17 protein-coding genes are annotated in these 18,125 nt (G+C 46.6%); 4 read left to right on the plus strand and 13 right to left on the minus strand.

All coding sequences use genetic code 11. The annotated features are described in order from the left end of the window. Nucleotides 1–98 precede the first annotated feature (98 nt). Nucleotides 99–629, minus strand: coding sequence for a 5' nucleotidase, NT5C type (locus AAGC78_RS11840; RefSeq protein ID WP_435784286.1), 531 nt, complete (start codon nt 627–629; stop codon nt 99–101). Nucleotides 630–695: 66 nt separating this feature from the next. Beyond that, entirely contained in the window at nt 696–1,871 is a 1,176-nt protein-coding gene (gene fabV, locus AAGC78_RS11845; RefSeq protein WP_435784287.1) for an enoyl-ACP reductase FabV, read from the minus strand. 198 nt (nt 1,872–2,069) lie between these two features. Here fabV and AAGC78_RS11850 point away from each other — a divergent pair, with 198 nt between their 5' ends. Together AAGC78_RS11850 and mgrA are read left to right on the plus strand one after the other, a co-directional pair. Then, a complete protein-coding gene (locus AAGC78_RS11850; RefSeq protein WP_435784288.1) occupies nt 2,070–2,474 on the plus strand; it encodes an MAPEG family protein in 405 nt (134 codons plus the stop codon). A 113-nt stretch (nt 2,475–2,587) separates the two neighbouring features. After that, on the plus strand, nt 2,588–3,601 hold the full coding sequence (gene mgrA, locus AAGC78_RS11855; protein ID WP_435784289.1) for an L-glyceraldehyde 3-phosphate reductase: 1,014 nt from the start codon (nt 2,588–2,590) through the stop codon (nt 3,599–3,601). A 307-nt stretch (nt 3,602–3,908) separates the two neighbouring features. On the opposite strand, the gene AAGC78_RS11860 is transcribed toward mgrA, so the two are convergent. The 5 genes from AAGC78_RS11860 to creB all read right to left on the minus strand — a co-directional run bounded on the left by AAGC78_RS11860 (nt 3,909) and on the right by creB (nt 8,731). Further along, nucleotides 3,909–4,208, minus strand: coding sequence for a VanZ family protein (locus tag AAGC78_RS11860; protein WP_435784290.1), 300 nt, complete (start codon nt 4,206–4,208; stop codon nt 3,909–3,911). Between the two features lie 100 nt (nt 4,209–4,308). Further along, complete coding sequence (gene creD / locus AAGC78_RS11865) at nt 4,309–5,670, minus strand: cell envelope integrity protein CreD (RefSeq protein WP_435784291.1); 1,362 nt, start codon at nt 5,668–5,670, stop codon at nt 4,309–4,311. Nucleotides 5,671–5,810: 140 nt separating this feature from the next. Next, complete coding sequence (locus AAGC78_RS11870; protein ID WP_435784292.1) at nt 5,811–6,422, minus strand: hypothetical protein; 612 nt, start codon at nt 6,420–6,422, stop codon at nt 5,811–5,813. A gap of 156 nt (nt 6,423–6,578) precedes the next feature. Further along, the gene (gene creC / locus AAGC78_RS11875; RefSeq protein ID WP_435784293.1) at nt 6,579–8,033 is read right to left on the minus strand and encodes a two-component system sensor histidine kinase CreC; all 1,455 of its coding nucleotides are present in this window, start codon (nt 8,031–8,033) and stop codon (nt 6,579–6,581) included. A gap of 2 nt (nt 8,034–8,035) precedes the next feature. Beyond that, complete coding sequence (gene creB / locus AAGC78_RS11880; RefSeq protein WP_435784294.1) at nt 8,036–8,731, minus strand: two-component system response regulator CreB; 696 nt, start codon at nt 8,729–8,731, stop codon at nt 8,036–8,038. A 126-nt stretch (nt 8,732–8,857) separates the two neighbouring features. Between creB and AAGC78_RS11885 the strand changes: the two genes are divergently transcribed. Next, on the plus strand, nt 8,858–11,065 hold the full coding sequence (locus tag AAGC78_RS11885) for an FdhF/YdeP family oxidoreductase (protein WP_435784295.1): 2,208 nt from the start codon (nt 8,858–8,860) through the stop codon (nt 11,063–11,065). Here AAGC78_RS11885 and AAGC78_RS11890 read toward each other — a convergent pair. Then, nucleotides 11,058–11,327 (minus strand): hypothetical protein, encoded by a 270-nt coding sequence (locus tag AAGC78_RS11890; protein ID WP_435784296.1) that lies wholly within the window; start codon nt 11,325–11,327, stop codon nt 11,058–11,060. The genes AAGC78_RS11885 and AAGC78_RS11890 overlap by 8 nt on opposite strands. A gap of 385 nt (nt 11,328–11,712) precedes the next feature. On the opposite strand from AAGC78_RS11890, the gene AAGC78_RS11895 reads away from it, so the two are divergent. Next, entirely contained in the window at nt 11,713–12,762 is a 1,050-nt protein-coding gene (locus AAGC78_RS11895) for a TerC family protein (protein WP_435784297.1), read from the plus strand. Between the two features lie 43 nt (nt 12,763–12,805). On the opposite strand, the gene cysG is transcribed toward AAGC78_RS11895, so the two are convergent. The 5 genes from cysG to lolA all read right to left on the minus strand — a co-directional run bounded on the left by cysG (nt 12,806) and on the right by lolA (nt 18,017). Then, on the minus strand, nt 12,806–14,194 hold the full coding sequence (gene cysG, locus AAGC78_RS11900) for a siroheme synthase CysG (RefSeq protein WP_435784298.1): 1,389 nt from the start codon (nt 14,192–14,194) through the stop codon (nt 12,806–12,808). Between the two features lie 132 nt (nt 14,195–14,326). Continuing rightward, entirely contained in the window at nt 14,327–15,613 is a 1,287-nt protein-coding gene (serS, locus tag AAGC78_RS11905) for a serine--tRNA ligase (RefSeq protein ID WP_435784299.1), read from the minus strand. A 35-nt stretch (nt 15,614–15,648) separates the two neighbouring features. Next, nucleotides 15,649–16,023, minus strand: a complete 375-nt coding sequence (gene crcB, locus AAGC78_RS11910; protein WP_435784300.1) for a fluoride efflux transporter CrcB — start codon at nt 16,021–16,023, stop codon at nt 15,649–15,651. A gap of 1 nt (nt 16,024) precedes the next feature. Next, nucleotides 16,025–17,377, minus strand: a complete 1,353-nt coding sequence (locus AAGC78_RS11915; protein WP_435784301.1) for a replication-associated recombination protein A — start codon at nt 17,375–17,377, stop codon at nt 16,025–16,027. Nucleotides 17,378–17,387: 10 nt separating this feature from the next. Further along, entirely contained in the window at nt 17,388–18,017 is a 630-nt protein-coding gene (gene lolA / locus AAGC78_RS11920) for an outer membrane lipoprotein chaperone LolA (RefSeq protein WP_435784302.1), read from the minus strand. Nucleotides 18,018–18,125: the final 108 nt, after the last annotated feature.

Genomic DNA, 18,125 nt, shown 5'->3' on the forward strand with positions numbered 1-18,125 from the left:
GGTGATGTCGCTCGATTATGAAAATTATCTTTCACCACGCGCTGAACGATTTTTTCATGGATTGGAATAATTAAATCTATCCACTAACAGGCGCGCGATTAGCGCAAAAAATAGTCGCGCACCTGTTGCCAATCATTAACCCGCACCTCTGCTTTTTCACCCATATTGTGCGGCGCTGAATATAAAATACCCTGTCCCACAAAACCATCAAAATGACGTGAACTATCGTCAATCAAATAATCTGCCTGCACGACATTTTTCTTGCCGCAAAAAATAAAATTCATCGGTGATAAAAACGGTAGATGTTGTACCAGCCATTCATATTTAGCAGTGAAAGATCCGGGATGCTCCATGGCTGCAGTCGCGATCACAATTTCAAATTGTTCGTGCAGTTCACGAATAACATCAATCGCATTTTCCCACGGGGAAAGATCGGCAAAAAAGCCGGGCATATCGGGGTATGAACGCACGCGGGCGAGATGTTCTGCTGGAACCTTGTCGTAAATTTTAGCCGCGTATAAATCCGCTTGAGTGAGATGCTGTTGGAATTCAGCGTTGTACCAACCCAGATGGCGAGACAGGGTATCGCAAATAGTCTCGTCCATATCAATCGCAATACGTTTGCGCATTAGTGCTCCAATAATATGACCACAGAAAGAAAAATCCCCCGCCGAAGCGAGGGATTTTTTATCGAATTAGAAATTCGTTTTCACCAGCGGTGTAGTTTCCGCATCGTAATCGACGTTATCAATTCCGAAACCAAACAAGCGTAAGAATTCGGCTTTGTAGCCGGCGAAATCTGTTAATTCGAACAGGTTTTCTTCAGTTACTTGATCCCAAATTGCTTCTACTTTGGTTTGCACTGACGGATGCAATTCCAATTCATCAACGCGATAGCGATTTGCATCGTCCAGACGCGGCGTTGAAGAGTACAAGCACTCTTTAAATAAACGTTGGATCTGCTCGATACAACCTTCGTGGGTGCCCTGCTCTTTCATTACTTTGAACAAAATCGCCAAATACAGTGGCATTACCGGAATGGCAGAACTCGCTTGGGTAACAACAGCTTTGAGTACTGCAACGCGCGCATTACCGCCGTGTTTGCTGCTCAAGGTTTTAGCAGCACGATCCAAATCTTCTTTCGCTTTACCGATAGTTGCTTTGCCGTAGATTGGCCAAGTCAATTTATCGCCAAGGTAGGTATAAGCCACGGTTTGGAAATTGTCGGCGAGCAAATCAGCACCTTTAAGTGCATCGATCCACATTTCCCAATCTTCACCGCCCATTACTTTAACGGTGTTGGCAATCTCTTCATCAGATGCTGGTTCGATGGTGACATCAGAAATTTTCAAGGTATCGGTATTCAAATTTTTAGAGGTGTACTCTTTACCGATTGGCTTCAATACCGAGTTGTAAACATCGCCGGTTTTTGGATCGGTACGGCGTGGTGATGCCAGGCTGTAAATTACCAAATCCACTTTACCAATCGAGTTTTTCAACTCACTGATCACCTGCTCTTTCAATGCATCAGAAAAAGCATCGCCATTAATCGTGTGCGCATACAAACCTTCTGCTTTGGCTGCATCATGAAATGCAGACGTATTGTAGTAACCAGCAGTACCTGTTTTAGTCTCGCTTGGCTCTTTCTCAAAGCAGACACCCAAGGTATCAGCACCGCCGCCAAATGCAGCGGTGATACGTGAAGCCAAACCAAACCCGGTAGAGCAGCCCAACACCAAAACTTTTTTAGGGGCATCGGCCACAGGTCCTTTGGCTTTGGTATAGGCGATTTGTTCTTGGACGTTAGCTGCACAACCTTGCGGGTGAGCGTTGGTACAAATAAAACCGCGAACTTTTGGCTTGATAATCATGAATCTACCTTGTGTGGTTTATGAATAGGTCTGGGCAGCGACATCTTCCTGGTGCCCTCGAAATGGCCGCTATTATAGTGCCTGAATCGGCGAATGTCCCACTGGACGGTAGCTAACAGTAGGGAATCCCACAACCCGCTAGACTAGTTCGTGAACTACAGTAAACCTGTCAAATAACAACTGATTAAGGAATAACCTATGCTCTATCCTATGTTTGTCATGGTAATCCTCACTTTGTTGGTAGCCATTAACCTGTTTCGGGTGCGCTACAAAGCGATCAAAGCCGGTGAGGTTCGGTTAAGCCAATTCCGCCTGAATACCGGTGTAATACCCGACAAAATCACTCAAGCAGCGAACAACTACTCAAATTTATTTGAAATTCCCATGCTATTTTACATCGCCTGCGCAACGGCTATAGCACTCGGAATACAAACCCCAATCATGGTTTTTGTGGCATGGGTATTCGTTGTAGCACGTGTCATCCACAGCCTGATCCACCTCACCAGCAACAATGTCATCTTTCGCCTCTACGCTTACGTGCTGGGCAATATTTGTGTGCTGATACTTTGGGTGTTGTTGATCGCAAGTTACGCATCGCGCTGAGCCTGAATAACAGCTACCTTTCTTTACATTCACCATAATTTGCATGCCAGCCTTTTCAGGTAAAATGCTGGCGTTTATTTAGCTCGCCTCCAACACCGTATTCAGGACAAAAAATGATAACCCACGAACCCAATCCGCTTTACGTTGCACATCCCGACCGTTACAAAACCATGAAATTCCAACGCTGCGGCAAAAGTGGTTTGCGTTTGCCACGTTTGTCCTTGGGTTTGTGGCAAAACTTCGGGGCGGTAGATTCCCAATCCAACGCCCGCGCTATGTTGCGTCGCGCATTTGACTTGGGCATTACCCATTTCGATTTAGCCAACAACTACGGCCCTAATTTTGGTTCGGCGGAATCCACTTTCGGCAATATTTTCAAGCAGGATTTTCTGCCTTACCGCGACGAATTAATTATCTCCAGCAAAGCTGGTTACGATATGTGGCCAGGCCCTTACGGCATTGGCGGTTCACGTAAATATCTGGTAAGCAGTTGCGATCAAAGTTTAAAACGCACCGGCCTTGAATATTTCGATATTTTTTATCACCACTGCATGGATCCGGAAACGCCAATTGAAGAAACCATGCAAGCGCTGGATTTTATTGTTCGTTCTGGTCGCGCGCTTTATGTGGGAATTTCTAACTACCAACCAGCACAGACTAAAGAAGCCGTGCGTATCCTGCGTGAGTTAGGTACACCGCTGCTGATCCATCAACCGCGCTACAACATGTTCGACCGTTGGATTGAAAATGGTTTGACCGATGTACTGAAAGAAGAAGGTGTTGGTTCGATTGTATTCTCACCGCTTGCGCAAGGCGTATTGACCAACAAATATCTGAACGGTATTCCGGAAGGTTCACGCGCTGCACGTGCTGAACAAATTTATCTGGGCGATAAAGATATCACCCCGGAAAAAATCCAGAAGGTTCAAGCGCTGAATAAGATTGCCGAATCACGTGGTCAATCACTTGCGCAAATGGCAATTGCCTGGACGTTGAATAACGAAGCCGTCACCACCTGCTTGATCGGTGCCAGCCGCCCTGCGCAAATCGATGACTCAGTTGCTGCATTGAACAACCTCGAATTCAGCGCTGATGAACTGGCAAAAATTGAAGCAATCTTGAAATAAGATTTGTCTTAAATTCGCAATAAAAAAAGGGTTGATTCATTTTCATGAATCAACCCTTTTTATTTTAAACTAATCAATTTAAAGCTAACTGGTTTTTAAGACCATCAGCCTATCACTCGCGCATAATTTTCCTTTAACTGCTTTTGTGGATAAATAATAGAATGCGCTTCCACCGCTCCACACATGAAAATCCCCACCAACAAAAACCGACCCAATATTCCGCTACGCCACAACCACCAAACTATAAACCCCGCAACCACAACAGGTAGAAGTAATATCAGGAAAGAAGCAAACATTGATCCCATCGCTAATGCGCTCCTCTCTTATAGGTCACTAATATGGCAGCAAGGTACACACCGATTACATCTGCAAATAGATCCCACATATCCAGATTTCGTGTAGCGAAAAAACCTTGAGACAACTCCTCCAACACGGCAAAACCCAGTACTAGCACACTGCCTAGCTGAAAGTTTAACGACTTAACTGTCAGTACTTTTCGCTTAAGCAATAGGTTTAACAATAACGCAAGGCAACCGTACAATAAAACGTGAGCAACCTTATCGCCGTAGGGCACCAGATCACCAATGCGCAAGAAAACATTATCCATCCCTGAGTCCGCGGCATAAATAATCCACAGGATAAATCCGAAAAAACTTAGAAATGCGATGCACAAAGGCTGAAGACAATAACTGAAGGTGCGCATCAACTTACTCCTTAGCCAAATCTAATTTTCCATTGCCCAATGCATACCAATCTACTTTGCGGGTTAGCATCATAAATACGCCCAGCAAGACGAAGAGCAACAGAGAGCCCATCAATAACGCGTAGTCTTCTGCACTCAGCAAGCCATACAGCAAGGCGTACAAGAAACTTAAACCAGTGGTAAAACCAATTCCGCGCCCGATACTTTGCAATACATGGGAAACGTAAAAGCCAATTAACAACACACAGGCAACCGATGAAATTGCATAAGCCAACGCAAACCCAATATGTTCTGCAAGCGATAACAACAGCAGATAGAAAAAGGCTAACGCCATGCCCACCAAACCATATTGCACCGGATGCACTTGCAGTCGTTTGAGTACTTCAAACAAAAAGAAACTGGCAAAGGTTAAGGCGATAAACAGCAGCGCATACTTGATTGCGCGATCACTTTTTACATATTGATTAACAGGATCAATCAAACTCACACCAAACTGGCGCTGCTGGAATTGGTCACACACGGAGGTGCGCACACAAGTGTAAAAATATTCAGAAAAGTTAGTGGAAAAATAGGATGTTTGCCAACGCGCAGAAAAACCGCTTTCTGCCACACTGCGCTCTACCGGCAAAAAGTTACCAATAAACCGTGGATGCGGCCAATCAGAACGCAGCTCTACGTGTGTTTCTTTTCCGATGGGCGAGAAATGTAACTGCTCAGTGCCATCCAACAATAACTTGAAAGAGAAACTCAACTTTTGTGGCTGATCGTTAACAACCTGCAACACATCTAACGGAAACGCAGCATGAACACCATCGCCGAGAATTTTAAGTTCTGACCCGGGTTCAAACTCGTAAGATTTTTTTTCCAACTGTAGTTGTAGAGAATTTTTAATCCCGCGAATATCACTAATACCCACTGAGACATAAGGCTTCTGGAAGGTGTAATCGGCAAAATTATTTTTGATCCCGTAATTTACCGGTACGACAAAATGTCCGTCCACATTGGTATCGGCGTGATAGAGACGCGCAGCGTAGATTCCCAGTTTGCGCAGCTCAGTGGTGACATCACCGTTTACGCGAAACAGGTCGGGCAAAAAATGCAGCTTACCCGTTACCGTCCGCTCCTCAACCACCCTTCCCTTTTCCGCATCAACCGTCCAGGTGCGTTCAATTTTACTGTAGGGAACAACCAATACCGGCCCGGTAAGGGTTTGGCTATGGGCGGAACTGCTGGCGATATCGCGTACTACTTGCTCGCTATAAGAGCGGCGTTCATCAATCGAGCTGCCAATCATACCTATTGGTATTAACAGCAAGAGCATCAACAAGCCGATGGCAAAAAATTTATACAACAGGGGGCGCTTCATAGTGTTCTCCTTGGGTTTTGATAGGAGACATGATGCGCGGCAAAAGTGGAGTCTTTATGTGGGGAATGTGAGGCTTGTGTGGAGTTTTGTGGAAATACGGTGCCCGCACACCGGGCACCTGTATGGCAGTCTATCGGCTATTAAGATGCTTTAGCCGGTTTAAACACCACCTGACCTTTACTGGGGAATACCACGCGGTATTTTTTCAAGAAGTCATCGTTAAACTTTTTCATACGCTTGGACAGCAGCACATTACCGCCAGAGAAATTGGATGTGCACAATTGGTTATCTTTTTTGCACAAGGCTTCGGTTTTTATCGGTGATGCATAAAAATATTTGGAAAAATTTTGCTCAAACTTATCCATATCAGCAGGAATAATGGTTAATTCATCGTCATCGACCAAAGCCCCAACGATCAGAAATGCCTGGCTGGATTCAAGCACTACCGGCTGATCATTCACCCGCACACTAGCCAAATCAATATTAAGTACGCGGCGCTGCTTAAAGTAAGAAACGGAAAACTTGCCGATTGTCAGCTTATCTTTTTCCTGATATTTAAAATCGTACCAATCCACTTTGCTGGTTTTAGTGATATCCAGACGCGAGCCATCAGCCTCGCTAATCCAGTTACCGTCCATAGAGTCAGGCGAATTTGGAGCCCCCATACCACTCAGCGGCTTGTTGATAACATCATTGCAGGCAGAGAGAGAAAACACCAACAGGACAGATACAGCTAACTTCAATAATGACATTCTTGGTTTCACTCTTTTTAGATAAGGGAACATTCTCATTCGCGCCCTTATGTTGCTCAATTTCAGGCGCGGAGCTTATTTTTTTGCAGGCGGTGCAGGTGTAAATAATTGTACACTCGCCCGTCTCATCACCTTTATCCGTGGCGACTGGACAACTCATATGAAAGGCTCACATTGAAAACTCAGTATTGCAGCCACTCCATCGGTCGTATTGCGCAACTCCAAACTACCGTTATGTAAACCGACTACTTCTTGTACAAAATTCAAACCTAATCCAGTACTTTTTTTGCCCGAAGCCGGACGCGGTAACGAGAAAAAACGCTCCGTTAAACGCGCAAAAGCAAAATCGGGAATAGGCTCGCCTTGATTGGTAATCGTTATTAGCAAGCGATTATGCTGTTGATCCGTATGTACAGCAATAACACCGTCTTGAGATGTGAAATCAAGCGCATTATCCAATAGATTATTGATGGCCTGACGCAGCAAAAATAACTCGCCCTTGACCACCGCTTCGCGCGCGTATTGCTTGTCAATCTGCACTCCCTGCTGGATGACGCGCGCCATTTGATTATCCAACAGCTCATCCAACAGCGCATTGATATCCACGGGTTTCGGATCATGCAGGGTTTGTTGCTGCTCGACTAATGCCAAATTTAACAATCGCTCAATCAGCTGCTGCAAACGCAGGCTTTCGCTGTCGATATTATTAATAAACCGTTGCCGCTGCCCATCATGTTCCGGCGCTTGCAGCAGAGGCGATTGCAACAACTCGGTGGCCGCACGGATACCTGCCAGCGGGCTTTTTAATTCGTGTGCAAGGGTTTGAATATAACGCTCAATATAAGCCTTGCCATCCAATTCCGTGCGCATGGATTCCAACGCTTGCGCCAGCTGCCGCAACTCACCGCTAGCGATTTTACTTTCCGGAATAATAGCGCGCTCACCCTGACTGACATTGACTGCGTATTCGCGCAACTTGCGCAACTCGCGGCTCAACCACCAGGAGAAAATTGCCCCGCTCAATAAGCCTAATAAAATTAATCCAGCAGCTAAAATCCCCAAACGACGTTGGGTGCGATCAATAAACGGCTGCACGCTATGATTGGGCTTGGCAACCGACACTACACCGATAATATCGTCACCATTCCTGATCGGTGCCGCTACATACATAATGCTGGAACTTTCATCGCCCTCCACTTCGTGCGATGAGCGCGCCCCGTATTTTCCTTGCAGCGTCAGATAGACATCATTCCAGCGCGAATAATCCTGCCCAACTGCAATATTTTTTGAATCGAGTAGGACTATGCCATTTTTATCGGTTACATAAATGCGGTGGTTAACCGCAAATTTATTCACGCCCCAAATACTGGCATTGGGTGTGCGCTGCCCATAAGCGCGAAAAATATCTGCATAAAATTCGTTATTGATTTGATTATTCAACATAGGCGCGCGCAGGAATTCAGCGAGCAAATTGGCAGTATCAACCAATGTTTCTTCCGTGGATTGACGAACGCCGGGGCGAATTTCTTCCATTACGGTGCGCAGGACAAAATAGCTACAGAGAGCTACAAACAGCATGTAAATAATAAAGATGCGCAAACTCAGCGACATGATCAGGCTTCCGGTTGGTAGGAATAGCCAAAACCGCGCTGGGTTTTGATCGGGTCGGCATTGGCATTGATCGCGCGCAGTTTTGCCCGCAAGGTTTTGATATGTCCATCAATGCTGCGGTCATAGCCAGCATCGGCCGATACTCCCACAGCATTTAATAACTGGTCACGGCTGAACACGCGCTCAGGCTGCTCCAATAATGTCTGTAGCAAACAAAACTCAAAACGTGTGAGTTGTAATAATTGCTGGTGATAGTGGATAGTCTTTCGCTCTGCATCAATCACAAATTCGCGCAGATTTTCTTGGGCTGGTTGTTTTTCAAGTAACGCAGCTATTGGCCGCGTGCGCTTCAGGATCGCCTTTACCCGCGCGGCTACCTCGCGCGGACTGAATGGCTTTACCACATAATCATCTGCACCAATTTCCAAACCCACCACACGATCCAACTCATCGCCACGGGCGGTTAAAAACATCACCGGCACTTCGGAAAATTTGCGCAATTGTTTGCAGGCTTCAAAACCTGTCATATCCGGCAGCCCAACATCCATAATGATCAAATCCACCGGCTGGCTTTGGGCATGGGCAAGCGCTTTGGTCGCAAGGCTTTCCCAATGCACAGCAAAGCTCTCGGCTTGCAGCACAAAAATCAGGCTCTCGGCGATGGAGGGTTCATCTTCCAGGATTAAAATATGGGGCATAAGAATATCCGGTACCTATGTTTAGCGTTGCCCGATTCTACAAGAAAGCGGGCCATTTAACGTATTGCAATGCGATAGAATCCACCCTAACCTCTTGTTATTGCTCTCACTTCGGCTGACTTGCTTATGTCTGTTAAAGATTCCGCGCCCGCAGAACCCATCACCATCGTGGGTGGTGGCCCCAAAAAAGTTCTCTACACCCTGAAAACCGTTGCACGCATTGGTTTGCTCAATTCTGCCAAAGCACTTAATAGCAGAAATACCTGTAAAGCCTGCGGGTTGGGAATGGGCGGCCAACGCGGTGGGATGACCAACGAGAAAGATGAGTTTCCTTCAGTTTGCAATAAAAGTATCCAGGCGCAATCTACCGATATTCAGGAACCTATCCCAACCGATTTATTCAATCACACACTCGATGATTTCAAGCAGCTAAGTGCTTATGAATTGGAACATCTGGGACGCCTGAACAATCCATTATTTAAATCTGCTGATGGCAATAAATACTCACCCGTTTCCTGGGAGTTTGCGCTGGATAAAATGGCGCGCGCATTTGCTGCAACAAATCCCGAGCGCAGCTTTTTTTATTCATCTGGTCGCTCATCCAATGAAGCCGGCTTTATATTGCAATTGTTAGCGCGCTTGTACGGCACTAACAATGTCAACAACTGTTCTTATTATTGCCATCAGGCTACTGGTGTTGGTTTGGGTAATGTAATAGGTACAGGTACAGCAACTGTTTCCTTGGAAGATGTGGGTAATTGCGATTGCATTTTTGTAATAGGCGCGAATCCTTCATCCAACCATCCACGCTTTGTGCATCAATTAAAAAATTGTCGCGAGCGCGGCGGGCAGGTAATTATTATCAATCCGGCAAAGGAACCAGGGCTGGTCAGATTTGCGGTGCCTAAAAGTGCCAAATCCATGTTGAGTGGCGGGACCTGGATCGCATCGGAATATGTGCAGCCAAAAATCGGTAGCGATCTTGCGCTATTAAAAGGTATTGCAAAAGCGTTACTGGAATCCAATCAAGTTGCAGATGATTACATCGTGCAACACACTGAGAACTTCCTCGGTTTCAAACAGGATATCGACAACACCGAATGGAAAACGCTGGTTGATGCATGCGGTGTTGATAAAGAAAAAATATCGTCATTGGCAAATGCCTATGCACGATCAGAAAAAGCAATTTTTGCGTGGGGCATGGGAATTACCCATCATTTGCACGGAGTAGAAAATGTCGAGGCTATCGCTAACCTAGCGCTTTTACGCGGTATGCTCGGCAAACCCGCTGCCGGTTTACTGCCATTGCGCGGCCACAGTAATGTGCAAGGCATAGGCACCGTTGGAGTAAAACCGATTCTCGCAGAAGATGTGTTGCAACAGCTGGAGCAGCACATGGATGTAAAACTACCACGCACTAAAGGTATGGATACTATTGCCTGCTTAAACGCAGCACATGAAGGAAAAATCGATGCGGCGCTGGTAATGGGCGGCAATTTATTTTCTGCCACACCCAATAGCAACTGGGCACAAGCAGCGCTCGATAAAATTGGTTTTAAAGCCTACCTGACTACCACACTAAATGCCGGGCATTTCACCGGCATGGAAACCAGTGAAGCATTAATTCTGCCGGTTACTGCGCGCGATGAAGAATGGCAACCCACTACGCAAGAGTCCATGTTCAATTACGTGCGCTTAAGTGATGGTGGCATTGATCGTTTGCACAATGTAAAACCGGAAGTAGAGATTCTGTGTGAATTAGGGAAACGACTACTGCCAAAAAGCGCATTGGATTTCCAAAAATTTAAACAACACGATTCTATTCGCGCAGCAATCGCCGCGACAATTCCCGGATTAAGCGAATTAAAAGACATCGCCAATACCAAACAAGAATTTACGATTAAAAATCGCCTGTTTGATACTCCCGAATTTAAAACGGATAACGGTAAAGCTCGCTTTCATAGCAGCACACTTCCCCAACCAGTGACGACCAACGAATATCCTTTTTTACTCGCCAGTATTCGCAGCGAAGGCCAATTTAATTCGATTATTTATGAAGAGAGCGATTCCTACCGCGGCACAGATACACGCTGGTCGGTATTGATGAATAAGGATGATATGCAGGAGCTGGGAATTGCGGCTGGTGATTTAGCCAACATCCAGTCACCACAAGGTGAGATGAAAGCGGTGAAGGTATTTGCGTTTGATCTGCCGCGAAGCAACGCAATGGCTTACTACCCGGAAGCTAATGTCCTAATCGCTACCACTCACGATCCACGCAGCAAAACACCCGCGTTTAAATCAGTGCCTGTCAGCATACAGGCGGCTAAATAGAAATATTGATCGGTGGCGCCTGCTTGGCTTTGCGACGGTCGCGGCCAGCGCGGGTTTCCAGCATAGGATCGCTGGACTTATTACGCCGATCTTCTTTACGACGCTCAACCCCATTCGGAAGGGCAACCTCCATAGCTTGCGCAGCATCTACATCCGCGCCGTGGGCATCGCTGGCGTAGCCCTGCACGGGTGTAATACGAGTCGGCCTCACCGGAGTCTTTACCGGTTGCGGTCGAGGGATAATGGGACCTAAATAAACCATATGCTGCACCTGAGTTCGCAAATCTATAGTCAATTTATCGGCGTTATAGCGATTTACTTTAAGCCTAATTCATACGACACCGGAAAATTGGCAAACTGATCACAATTTGGACAATGAAATACCTGCTTTTTCGCCCATGCCCATAGTAAATATCGCTCAAATACCTTGACCAAGGATTTCCAGCTCTTATACTGCCAACACGAAGGGGAGTAGTTCCCGCCGCGCAGGTCGTCAATACGAGTGTTTAGCTCCGGTCGCGCGGGCAAGGCAGTACCTTGATGGTAAGTACCTTGTGAACGAGACCTTTGTCGCAATGACAAAGGCTTCTATTACTCTTTTTTTGCTCGTCATTGTGTTATTTCACCCATTAATGACGGAGCTATTCATGTTTACCCCCTTATTATCCTCCCTTTCTGCCGCCGTGCCCGAAGCACTGCAAGCAGCAGAAAACTCCCTTGCAACCGCCGCACAAACAGCCGCTGTTACCTCGATTGGCACCTGGTGGATGTGGGTGATTTTCTTCAGCATTGTGTTAGTGGTGTTAGCCATCGATCTGATTTTTGTCGGCGGAGGCAAGCAACATCGTGTATCGCTAAAAGAAGCTGCAAGCTGGTCGCTGGTGTGGGTCACGCTGGCATTAAGTTTTGGCGCAGGTCTCTGGTGGTATCTGGATGCTTACTACACAAGGGAATTCGCTAACACGAAAACCATGGAATACCTGACCGGTTACTTGATTGAAAAATCACTCGCCGTCGACAACGTGTTCGTATGGCTGATGCTGTTTAATTTCTTTGCGATCCCACTGGAATTACAAAAACGGGTACTCACCTACGGTGTACTGGGCGCAATTATTTTACGCACGATAATGATTTTTGCCGGCGTTTGGTTAATCACTCACTTCCATTGGTTGCTTTATGTATTCGGCGCATTCCTGTTATTCACCGGTATCAAAATGTGGTGGATGGCGGATAAAGAAGTCCATATGGAAAATAATCCACTACTCATCTGGATGAAAAAACGCTTTGCAATGACCAATGATTTGCGCGGGGAAAAGTTCTTTGTAGTTGAAAACGGTGTGAAATTAATGACTCCGTTATTTCTGGCATTGATCATGGTGGAAATATCAGATGTTATCTTTGCAGTAGATTCAATTCCGGCAATTTTTGCGATTACCTCAGATCCATTTATTGTGCTTACATCCAATATATTTGCCATTCTCGGTCTGCGCGCCATGTACTTCCTGTTAGCGGATATGGCTGACCGATTTGCTTATATCAAATATGGATTGGCGTTGGTGCTAATCTTTATCGGTATCAAAATGATCTTGATTGATATTTATAAAATCCCGATTGGAATTTCACTGACAACAGTTGCGGTATTGATTGGTGGCTCGGTATTGATATCACTGATCAAAACCAAACCAGCGAATTCATAACAAAAAAATCACCTCCCGCTCAATCACGCGGGAGGTGATTTTGCTAAATGGCAGGATTAAACCACTTCAAACTTTCGTGCAATTTCACCACTTCACCCACGATAAATAACGTCGGTGCATGTACATCTTTTGTTGCAACCACATCAGCGATAGCACTCAAATCAGAGACTAACACCCGCTGCTCTTGCGTAGTGCCCTTTTCAATTAACGCCACCGGAGTCTGTGGTGAGCGGCCGTGGGCAATGAGCGATTCACAGATATCTTTTAATCCGACCAAGCCCATATAAAACACGAGTGTCTGGGTGGGATTGGCTAATTCGGGCCAAGATAAATTGGTATCGTCCGACTTTAAATGGCCAGTCACAAAACGGACTGACTGCGCGTAATCACGATGCGTGAGTGGAATGCCCGCATAAGCAGCGCAACCGGATGCTGCAGTAATTCCTGGTACAACTTGAAAGGGAATATTATTTTGTGCGAGCAATTCAATCTCTTCCCCGCCGCGACCAAAAATAAATGGATCGCCGCCTTTTAATCGCAGAACACGCTTGCCCTGCCTCGCTAAATCGACCAACAATTGGTTGATATTTTCTTGCTGCATCGCATGCTCGGCGCGACGTTTTCCTACATAGATACGTTCAGCATCGCGACGCACTAACTCCATCACGCCGTCAGATACCAAACGATCGTAAAGTACAACGTCCGCTTGCTGCATCAATCGCAGTGCGCGCAAGGTTAATAATTCAGGATCACCGGGGCCGCCGCCAACAAGGTAGACCTCACCTTGAACTAATTGCGCTTGATCTGCATCCAGTTCATCGCTGATCAATTGATTGGCAGCCTCTTCCTGGCCATTCATCATTAATTCTGCTGCAGGACCTTGCAGAATTTTTTCCCAAAATTTACGGCGACTATCACCATCAGCAAAACGAGCTTTAATTCGGTCGCGCCACTGGCTGGCAATTTGTGCCAGCCGACCATAACTTGCCGGAATTAAGGTTTCCAATTTTGCACGCACCAAACGTGCAAGCACCGGCGCTTCACCACCACTGGAAACCGCAATTACCAGCGGTGAGCGGTCAATAATGGCGGGAGTGATATAAGTGCACAACGCAGGACTATCTACCACATTAACAGGCAAGTGGAGCGCTTGTGCATCAGCAGAAATGGTTTCGTTAAGTGATTCAATATCCGTTGCAGCAATTGCCAACACACAATTTTGCAAATCATCCTTTTGATATTCGCGCAGTAACAACTCACCGCCAGTGGTGTTGACTAACTCACGCAATTCACTGGAAACATCTGGCGCAACCACACGCAAAATAGCGCCAGCTTTTGCTAGCAACCGGCCTTTACGGGTTGCAACATCACCGCCGCCGACCAGCAGGCAGCGGCGATTTTTTAAATCAAGAAAGACGGGGAAATAATCCATAGCAACATCTTCGAAACAAGTAACTTACAGAAAGATTAGCAGATTAATTCTGCTGCAATAAAAAAGGCGGGTATCGCATAGCTCCACCCACCTTATCACTCGTGTTTAACGCTGTTAGCTTAGGCAAACGCCCTACTTTTTAGCAGGCGTTAACACTTCCACTCCACCCATGTAAGGGCGCAGCACTTCCGGAATAATGACGCTGCCATCTTCTTGCTGATAATTTTCCATTACCGCCAACAAGGTGCGGCCAATTGCCAGACCTGAGCCATTCAGGGTGTGCAACAATTCTGGTTTGCCAGTTTCTTTGTTGCGGAAACGCGCCAACATGCGACGCGCCTGGAAATCGCGGAAGCTACTGCATGACGAAATTTCGCGGTATTTATTTTGCGATGGAACCCAGACTTCGATGTCGTAGGTTTTAGCAGATGAGAATCCGATATCACCACCACAGAGAATAACCGTGCGGTGTGGTAAGCCAAGTTTTTGCAAAATAGTTTCTGCATGAACCACCAAAGCTTCTAATGCCGCATCGGATTCTTCCGGACGCACAAATTTAACCAGCTCCACTTTTTCAAATTGGTGTTGGCGAATCATGCCGCGGGTATCACGGCCATAGCTGCCCGCTTCTGAACGGAAGCAAGGTGAGTGACAAACCAGTTTGATCGGCAACTGGGATTCATCAACGATTGCATCGCGATAAATATTGGTTACCGGCACTTCAGCGGTAGGAATTAAATAGAAATCGCGCTCATCAGTCAGCTTGAATAAATCTTCTTCAAACTTGGGCAATTGACCTGTGCCAAACAATGAATCGCGGTTAACAATAAATGGAACGTTAACTTCTTCATAACCATGTTGGTTAATGTGGGTATCCAACATGAACTGGGCGAGCGCACGATGCAGGCGAGCAACACCACCTCGCAGTACCGCAAAGCGAGTTCCGGTAATTTTGGTGCCGGTTTCAAAATCCAAACCCTCGAGGCTCGCACCAAGATCTACGTGATCAACCACTGGGAACTCAAAGCTGCGTGGTGTACCCCAGGTACGCACTTCAACGTTATCCTCTTCACTTTTGCCATTAGGCACTTCATCAGCAGGAACGTTAGGAATAGCATTTACAAATGCATCCCACTCCGCTTGTACTTTAGCGAGTTCCGCTTCTGCGCCCACCAATTCCTGCTTGATGTTTTCGACCGCTTGCATCATGGGAGCAACATCTTCGCCAGCTTGTTTGGCTTTGCCGATACCTTTGGAAATAGAGTTGCGCTCGGATTGCAAATTTTCAGTTTTTACCTGAATAGCTTTGCGGGTTTCTTCCAATGCCTGAATTTTAGCAACATCTAATTCATAGCCACGTTTTGCCAAACCTTTTGCTACTTCTTCGGTAGCGGTGCGAAGTAATTTTGAATCTAACATGATGAATTTTCGTTTTAAGTTAAGTAAATGATAAGTTAAAAAAGCTTTTGCGTTAACGCCATACCAATGAATGCCATTAACAAGCCCAAAACAACCGAGCTGCTTGCATAGAAGAATGCGTTAACCACATGCCCTTCTTGCCACAACTGCAAAATTTCCAAGGAAAATGCCGAGAAGGTGGTGTACCCGCCCAAAATTCCAGTAATAAAAAATAACCGCCATTCAGCTGGCAAGGTAGTTTTTTCTACCAACAGCACATAGGCAACGCCAATCAAAAACGAACCGCTTAAATTGACGATAAAAGTACCAAACGGAAAACGATGATTAATCAATGGCGTGAAGTAACTCACTGCGGCAAACCTGAGTACCGAGCCGAGCGCACCACCTAAAGCGATTGCTAACCACTGCATGTTATTTTCCGGAGGATTTTTTGTAGCGTTTCTTTTTACTTTGTTTGTCCAACTCGCGCAGGTGCGCCAGCTTTTCCTGAATCTTTAATTCCAGACCACGCTCTACCGGCTCGTAGTATTGCGCATTAGCAATATCCTCCGGGAGGTAGTTTTCACCTGCCGCATAAGCACCGGGTTCGTCATGGGCGTAACGGTATTCTGTACCGTAATCCATGCTTTTCATCAATTTGGTCGGGGCATTGCGCAGATGCATGGGAACATCGTAAGCCGGTTGGCTACGGACGTCGGCCATCACCTGATTGAACGCATTATACACAGCATTACTTTTGGGTGCGCAGGCGAGATACACCACCGCTTGGGCAATCGCCAACTGCCCTTCCGGGTTCCCCAATCGCTCCTGCACATCCCAGGCTGATAAACACAGCGGCAGTGCACGCGGATCTGCATTGCCTATATCTTCGCTCGCCATACGCACAACGCGACGGGCGATATACAGCGGATCACATCCACCGTCGAGCATTCTGGCCAGCCAGTAAAGTGCGCCATCCGGCGAAGAGCCGCGTACGGATTTGTGCAGGGCAGAAATTTGCTCGTAGAAAATATCGCCGCCTTTATCAAAGCGGCGAACATCGGATGCTAATACCTCGGCAATCACCTGTTCGTTGATGACTTTGTGATCACCTTCGTCATCGGCCAGATCAGCGGAGATTTCCAGCAAGTTAAGCGCTTTACGCGCATCGCCATCAGCCGCTTGCGCGAGTGTCATCAAGGTATCGTCATCAATGCGAATATCCTGCTCGCCCAAACCGCGCGCCTTATCATCCAGCGCCTGTTGCAATACGTCTTTAAGTTGCTCGGGTTGCAAACCGCGCAATACGTAAACGCGGCAGCGCGACAGCAATGCATTGTTTAATTCGAAGGATGGGTTTTCGGTAGTTGCGCCGATAAAAATAAAAGTGCCATCTTCCACGTAAGGCAGGAATGCATCCTGTTGTGATTTGTTGAAGCGATGTACTTCATCGACGAATAAAATGGTTTTGCGACGACTGGCAATTCGCTCTTGCTGCGCAGTGGCAACGGCAGCGCGGATTTCTTTTACGCCGGACAAAACCGCAGATAAGGATTCAAAACGAGCATCTGCTTGCTCGGCAAATAATTTTGCGAGCGAGGTTTTTCCGACACCCGGTGGGCCCCACAAAATCATCGAATGCAATTGGCCGCGGCTAATTGCTTCGCGCAGGGGTTTTCCGGGACTGAGCAAATGTTCCTGACCGATATAATCGTCAAGATTGCGCGGGCGCATGCGCGCCGCGAGCGGTTGGTAGGCTGGAGTTGCTGAGCCGAAGAGATCCATGGAGACCGACTTAGTCTTTCAGGATTTCAACACCCTCAGGCGGAATAAAGAAAAACTTTTCTTCCGGCAGGGTTTTGTTGCGCTGCACATTGGTTAACACACAGCGAGTCAATTGACCAAGACTGTCCTGAATCGCAAATTCACTTAGCTGGCCCGCTTTAAATACCAGCGTTAAATGCTGGAACATACCTTCCGTCACTTTGGGCGTGAGCGTGTATTTTTCTGCACTGGTTTCTTTTTGATCGCGGGTAACGGTAAAACTTTTGCGCAACTGTTCGATATCCGCACTCAATAACAACGCAGGCGTCTCGCGCAGATCATCGGTAAACGCGCGCTCATTAACGGTCTCAAGATCAGGATCGTAAAGCCAAATGGTTTTGTTGTTGGATACCAACAATTGCTGCATCGGCTCATTGGTTTTCCAATAAAATTTACCTGGACGCATCAGCATAAAATTGCCTTTGCTCGACTCCTGTTCAGCACCTTGTTTATCGTAAGTGGTCTGGACAAAGTCACCTTGCAAGGTATTCATCGCATCAAGTTGTTTGCGCAATTGCGCTGCGGCTTGATCGTCAGCTGCATGAGCGGCAACAGAGAATGCCAATAACAAACCGGTAAAAATTCGGGAAAAAAGCTTCATATATATTCCACAATCAATTGAGGGATGCTGGCGCCGATGCGCTCAGTCAAAAGCTATCGGTCGAATGCAAATCCTAGCGGGTGAGGATGAACGCTGGATAAATCGCGC

The organism is Cellvibrio sp., from assembly GCF_039207905.1.
In the GTDB taxonomy this organism is placed as follows: Bacteria; Pseudomonadota; Gammaproteobacteria; order Pseudomonadales; family Cellvibrionaceae; genus Cellvibrio.

Bases quoted from the DNA above. Each gene is read 5' to 3' on its own strand.
- AAGC78_RS11840 (WP_435784286.1), bottom strand. From the start codon at position 629: ATGCGCAAACGTATTGCGATTGATATGGACGAGACTATTTGCGATACC.
- fabV (WP_435784287.1), bottom strand. From the start codon at position 1,871: ATGATTATCAAGCCAAAAGTTCGCGGTTTTATTTGTACCAACGCTCAC.
- AAGC78_RS11850 (WP_435784288.1), top strand. From the start codon at position 2,070: ATGCTCTATCCTATGTTTGTCATGGTAATCCTCACTTTGTTGGTAGCC.
- mgrA (WP_435784289.1), top strand. From the start codon at position 2,588: ATGATAACCCACGAACCCAATCCGCTTTACGTTGCACATCCCGACCGT.
- AAGC78_RS11860 (WP_435784290.1), bottom strand. From the start codon at position 4,208: ATGGATAATGTTTTCTTGCGCATTGGTGATCTGGTGCCCTACGGCGAT.
- creD (WP_435784291.1), bottom strand. From the start codon at position 5,670: ATGAAGCGCCCCCTGTTGTATAAATTTTTTGCCATCGGCTTGTTGATG.
- AAGC78_RS11870 (WP_435784292.1), bottom strand. From the start codon at position 6,422: ATGTCATTATTGAAGTTAGCTGTATCTGTCCTGTTGGTGTTTTCTCTC.
- creC (WP_435784293.1), bottom strand. From the start codon at position 8,033: ATGTCGCTGAGTTTGCGCATCTTTATTATTTACATGCTGTTTGTAGCT.
- creB (WP_435784294.1), bottom strand. From the start codon at position 8,731: ATGCCCCATATTTTAATCCTGGAAGATGAACCCTCCATCGCCGAGAGC.
- AAGC78_RS11885 (WP_435784295.1), top strand. From the start codon at position 8,858: ATGTCTGTTAAAGATTCCGCGCCCGCAGAACCCATCACCATCGTGGGT.
- AAGC78_RS11890 (WP_435784296.1), bottom strand. From the start codon at position 11,327: ATGGTTTATTTAGGTCCCATTATCCCTCGACCGCAACCGGTAAAGACT.
- AAGC78_RS11895 (WP_435784297.1), top strand. From the start codon at position 11,713: ATGTTTACCCCCTTATTATCCTCCCTTTCTGCCGCCGTGCCCGAAGCA.
- cysG (WP_435784298.1), bottom strand. From the start codon at position 14,194: ATGGATTATTTCCCCGTCTTTCTTGATTTAAAAAATCGCCGCTGCCTG.
- serS (WP_435784299.1), bottom strand. From the start codon at position 15,613: ATGTTAGATTCAAAATTACTTCGCACCGCTACCGAAGAAGTAGCAAAA.
- crcB (WP_435784300.1), bottom strand. From the start codon at position 16,023: ATGCAGTGGTTAGCAATCGCTTTAGGTGGTGCGCTCGGCTCGGTACTC.
- AAGC78_RS11915 (WP_435784301.1), bottom strand. From the start codon at position 17,377: ATGGATCTCTTCGGCTCAGCAACTCCAGCCTACCAACCGCTCGCGGCG.
- lolA (WP_435784302.1), bottom strand. From the start codon at position 18,017: ATGAAGCTTTTTTCCCGAATTTTTACCGGTTTGTTATTGGCATTCTCT.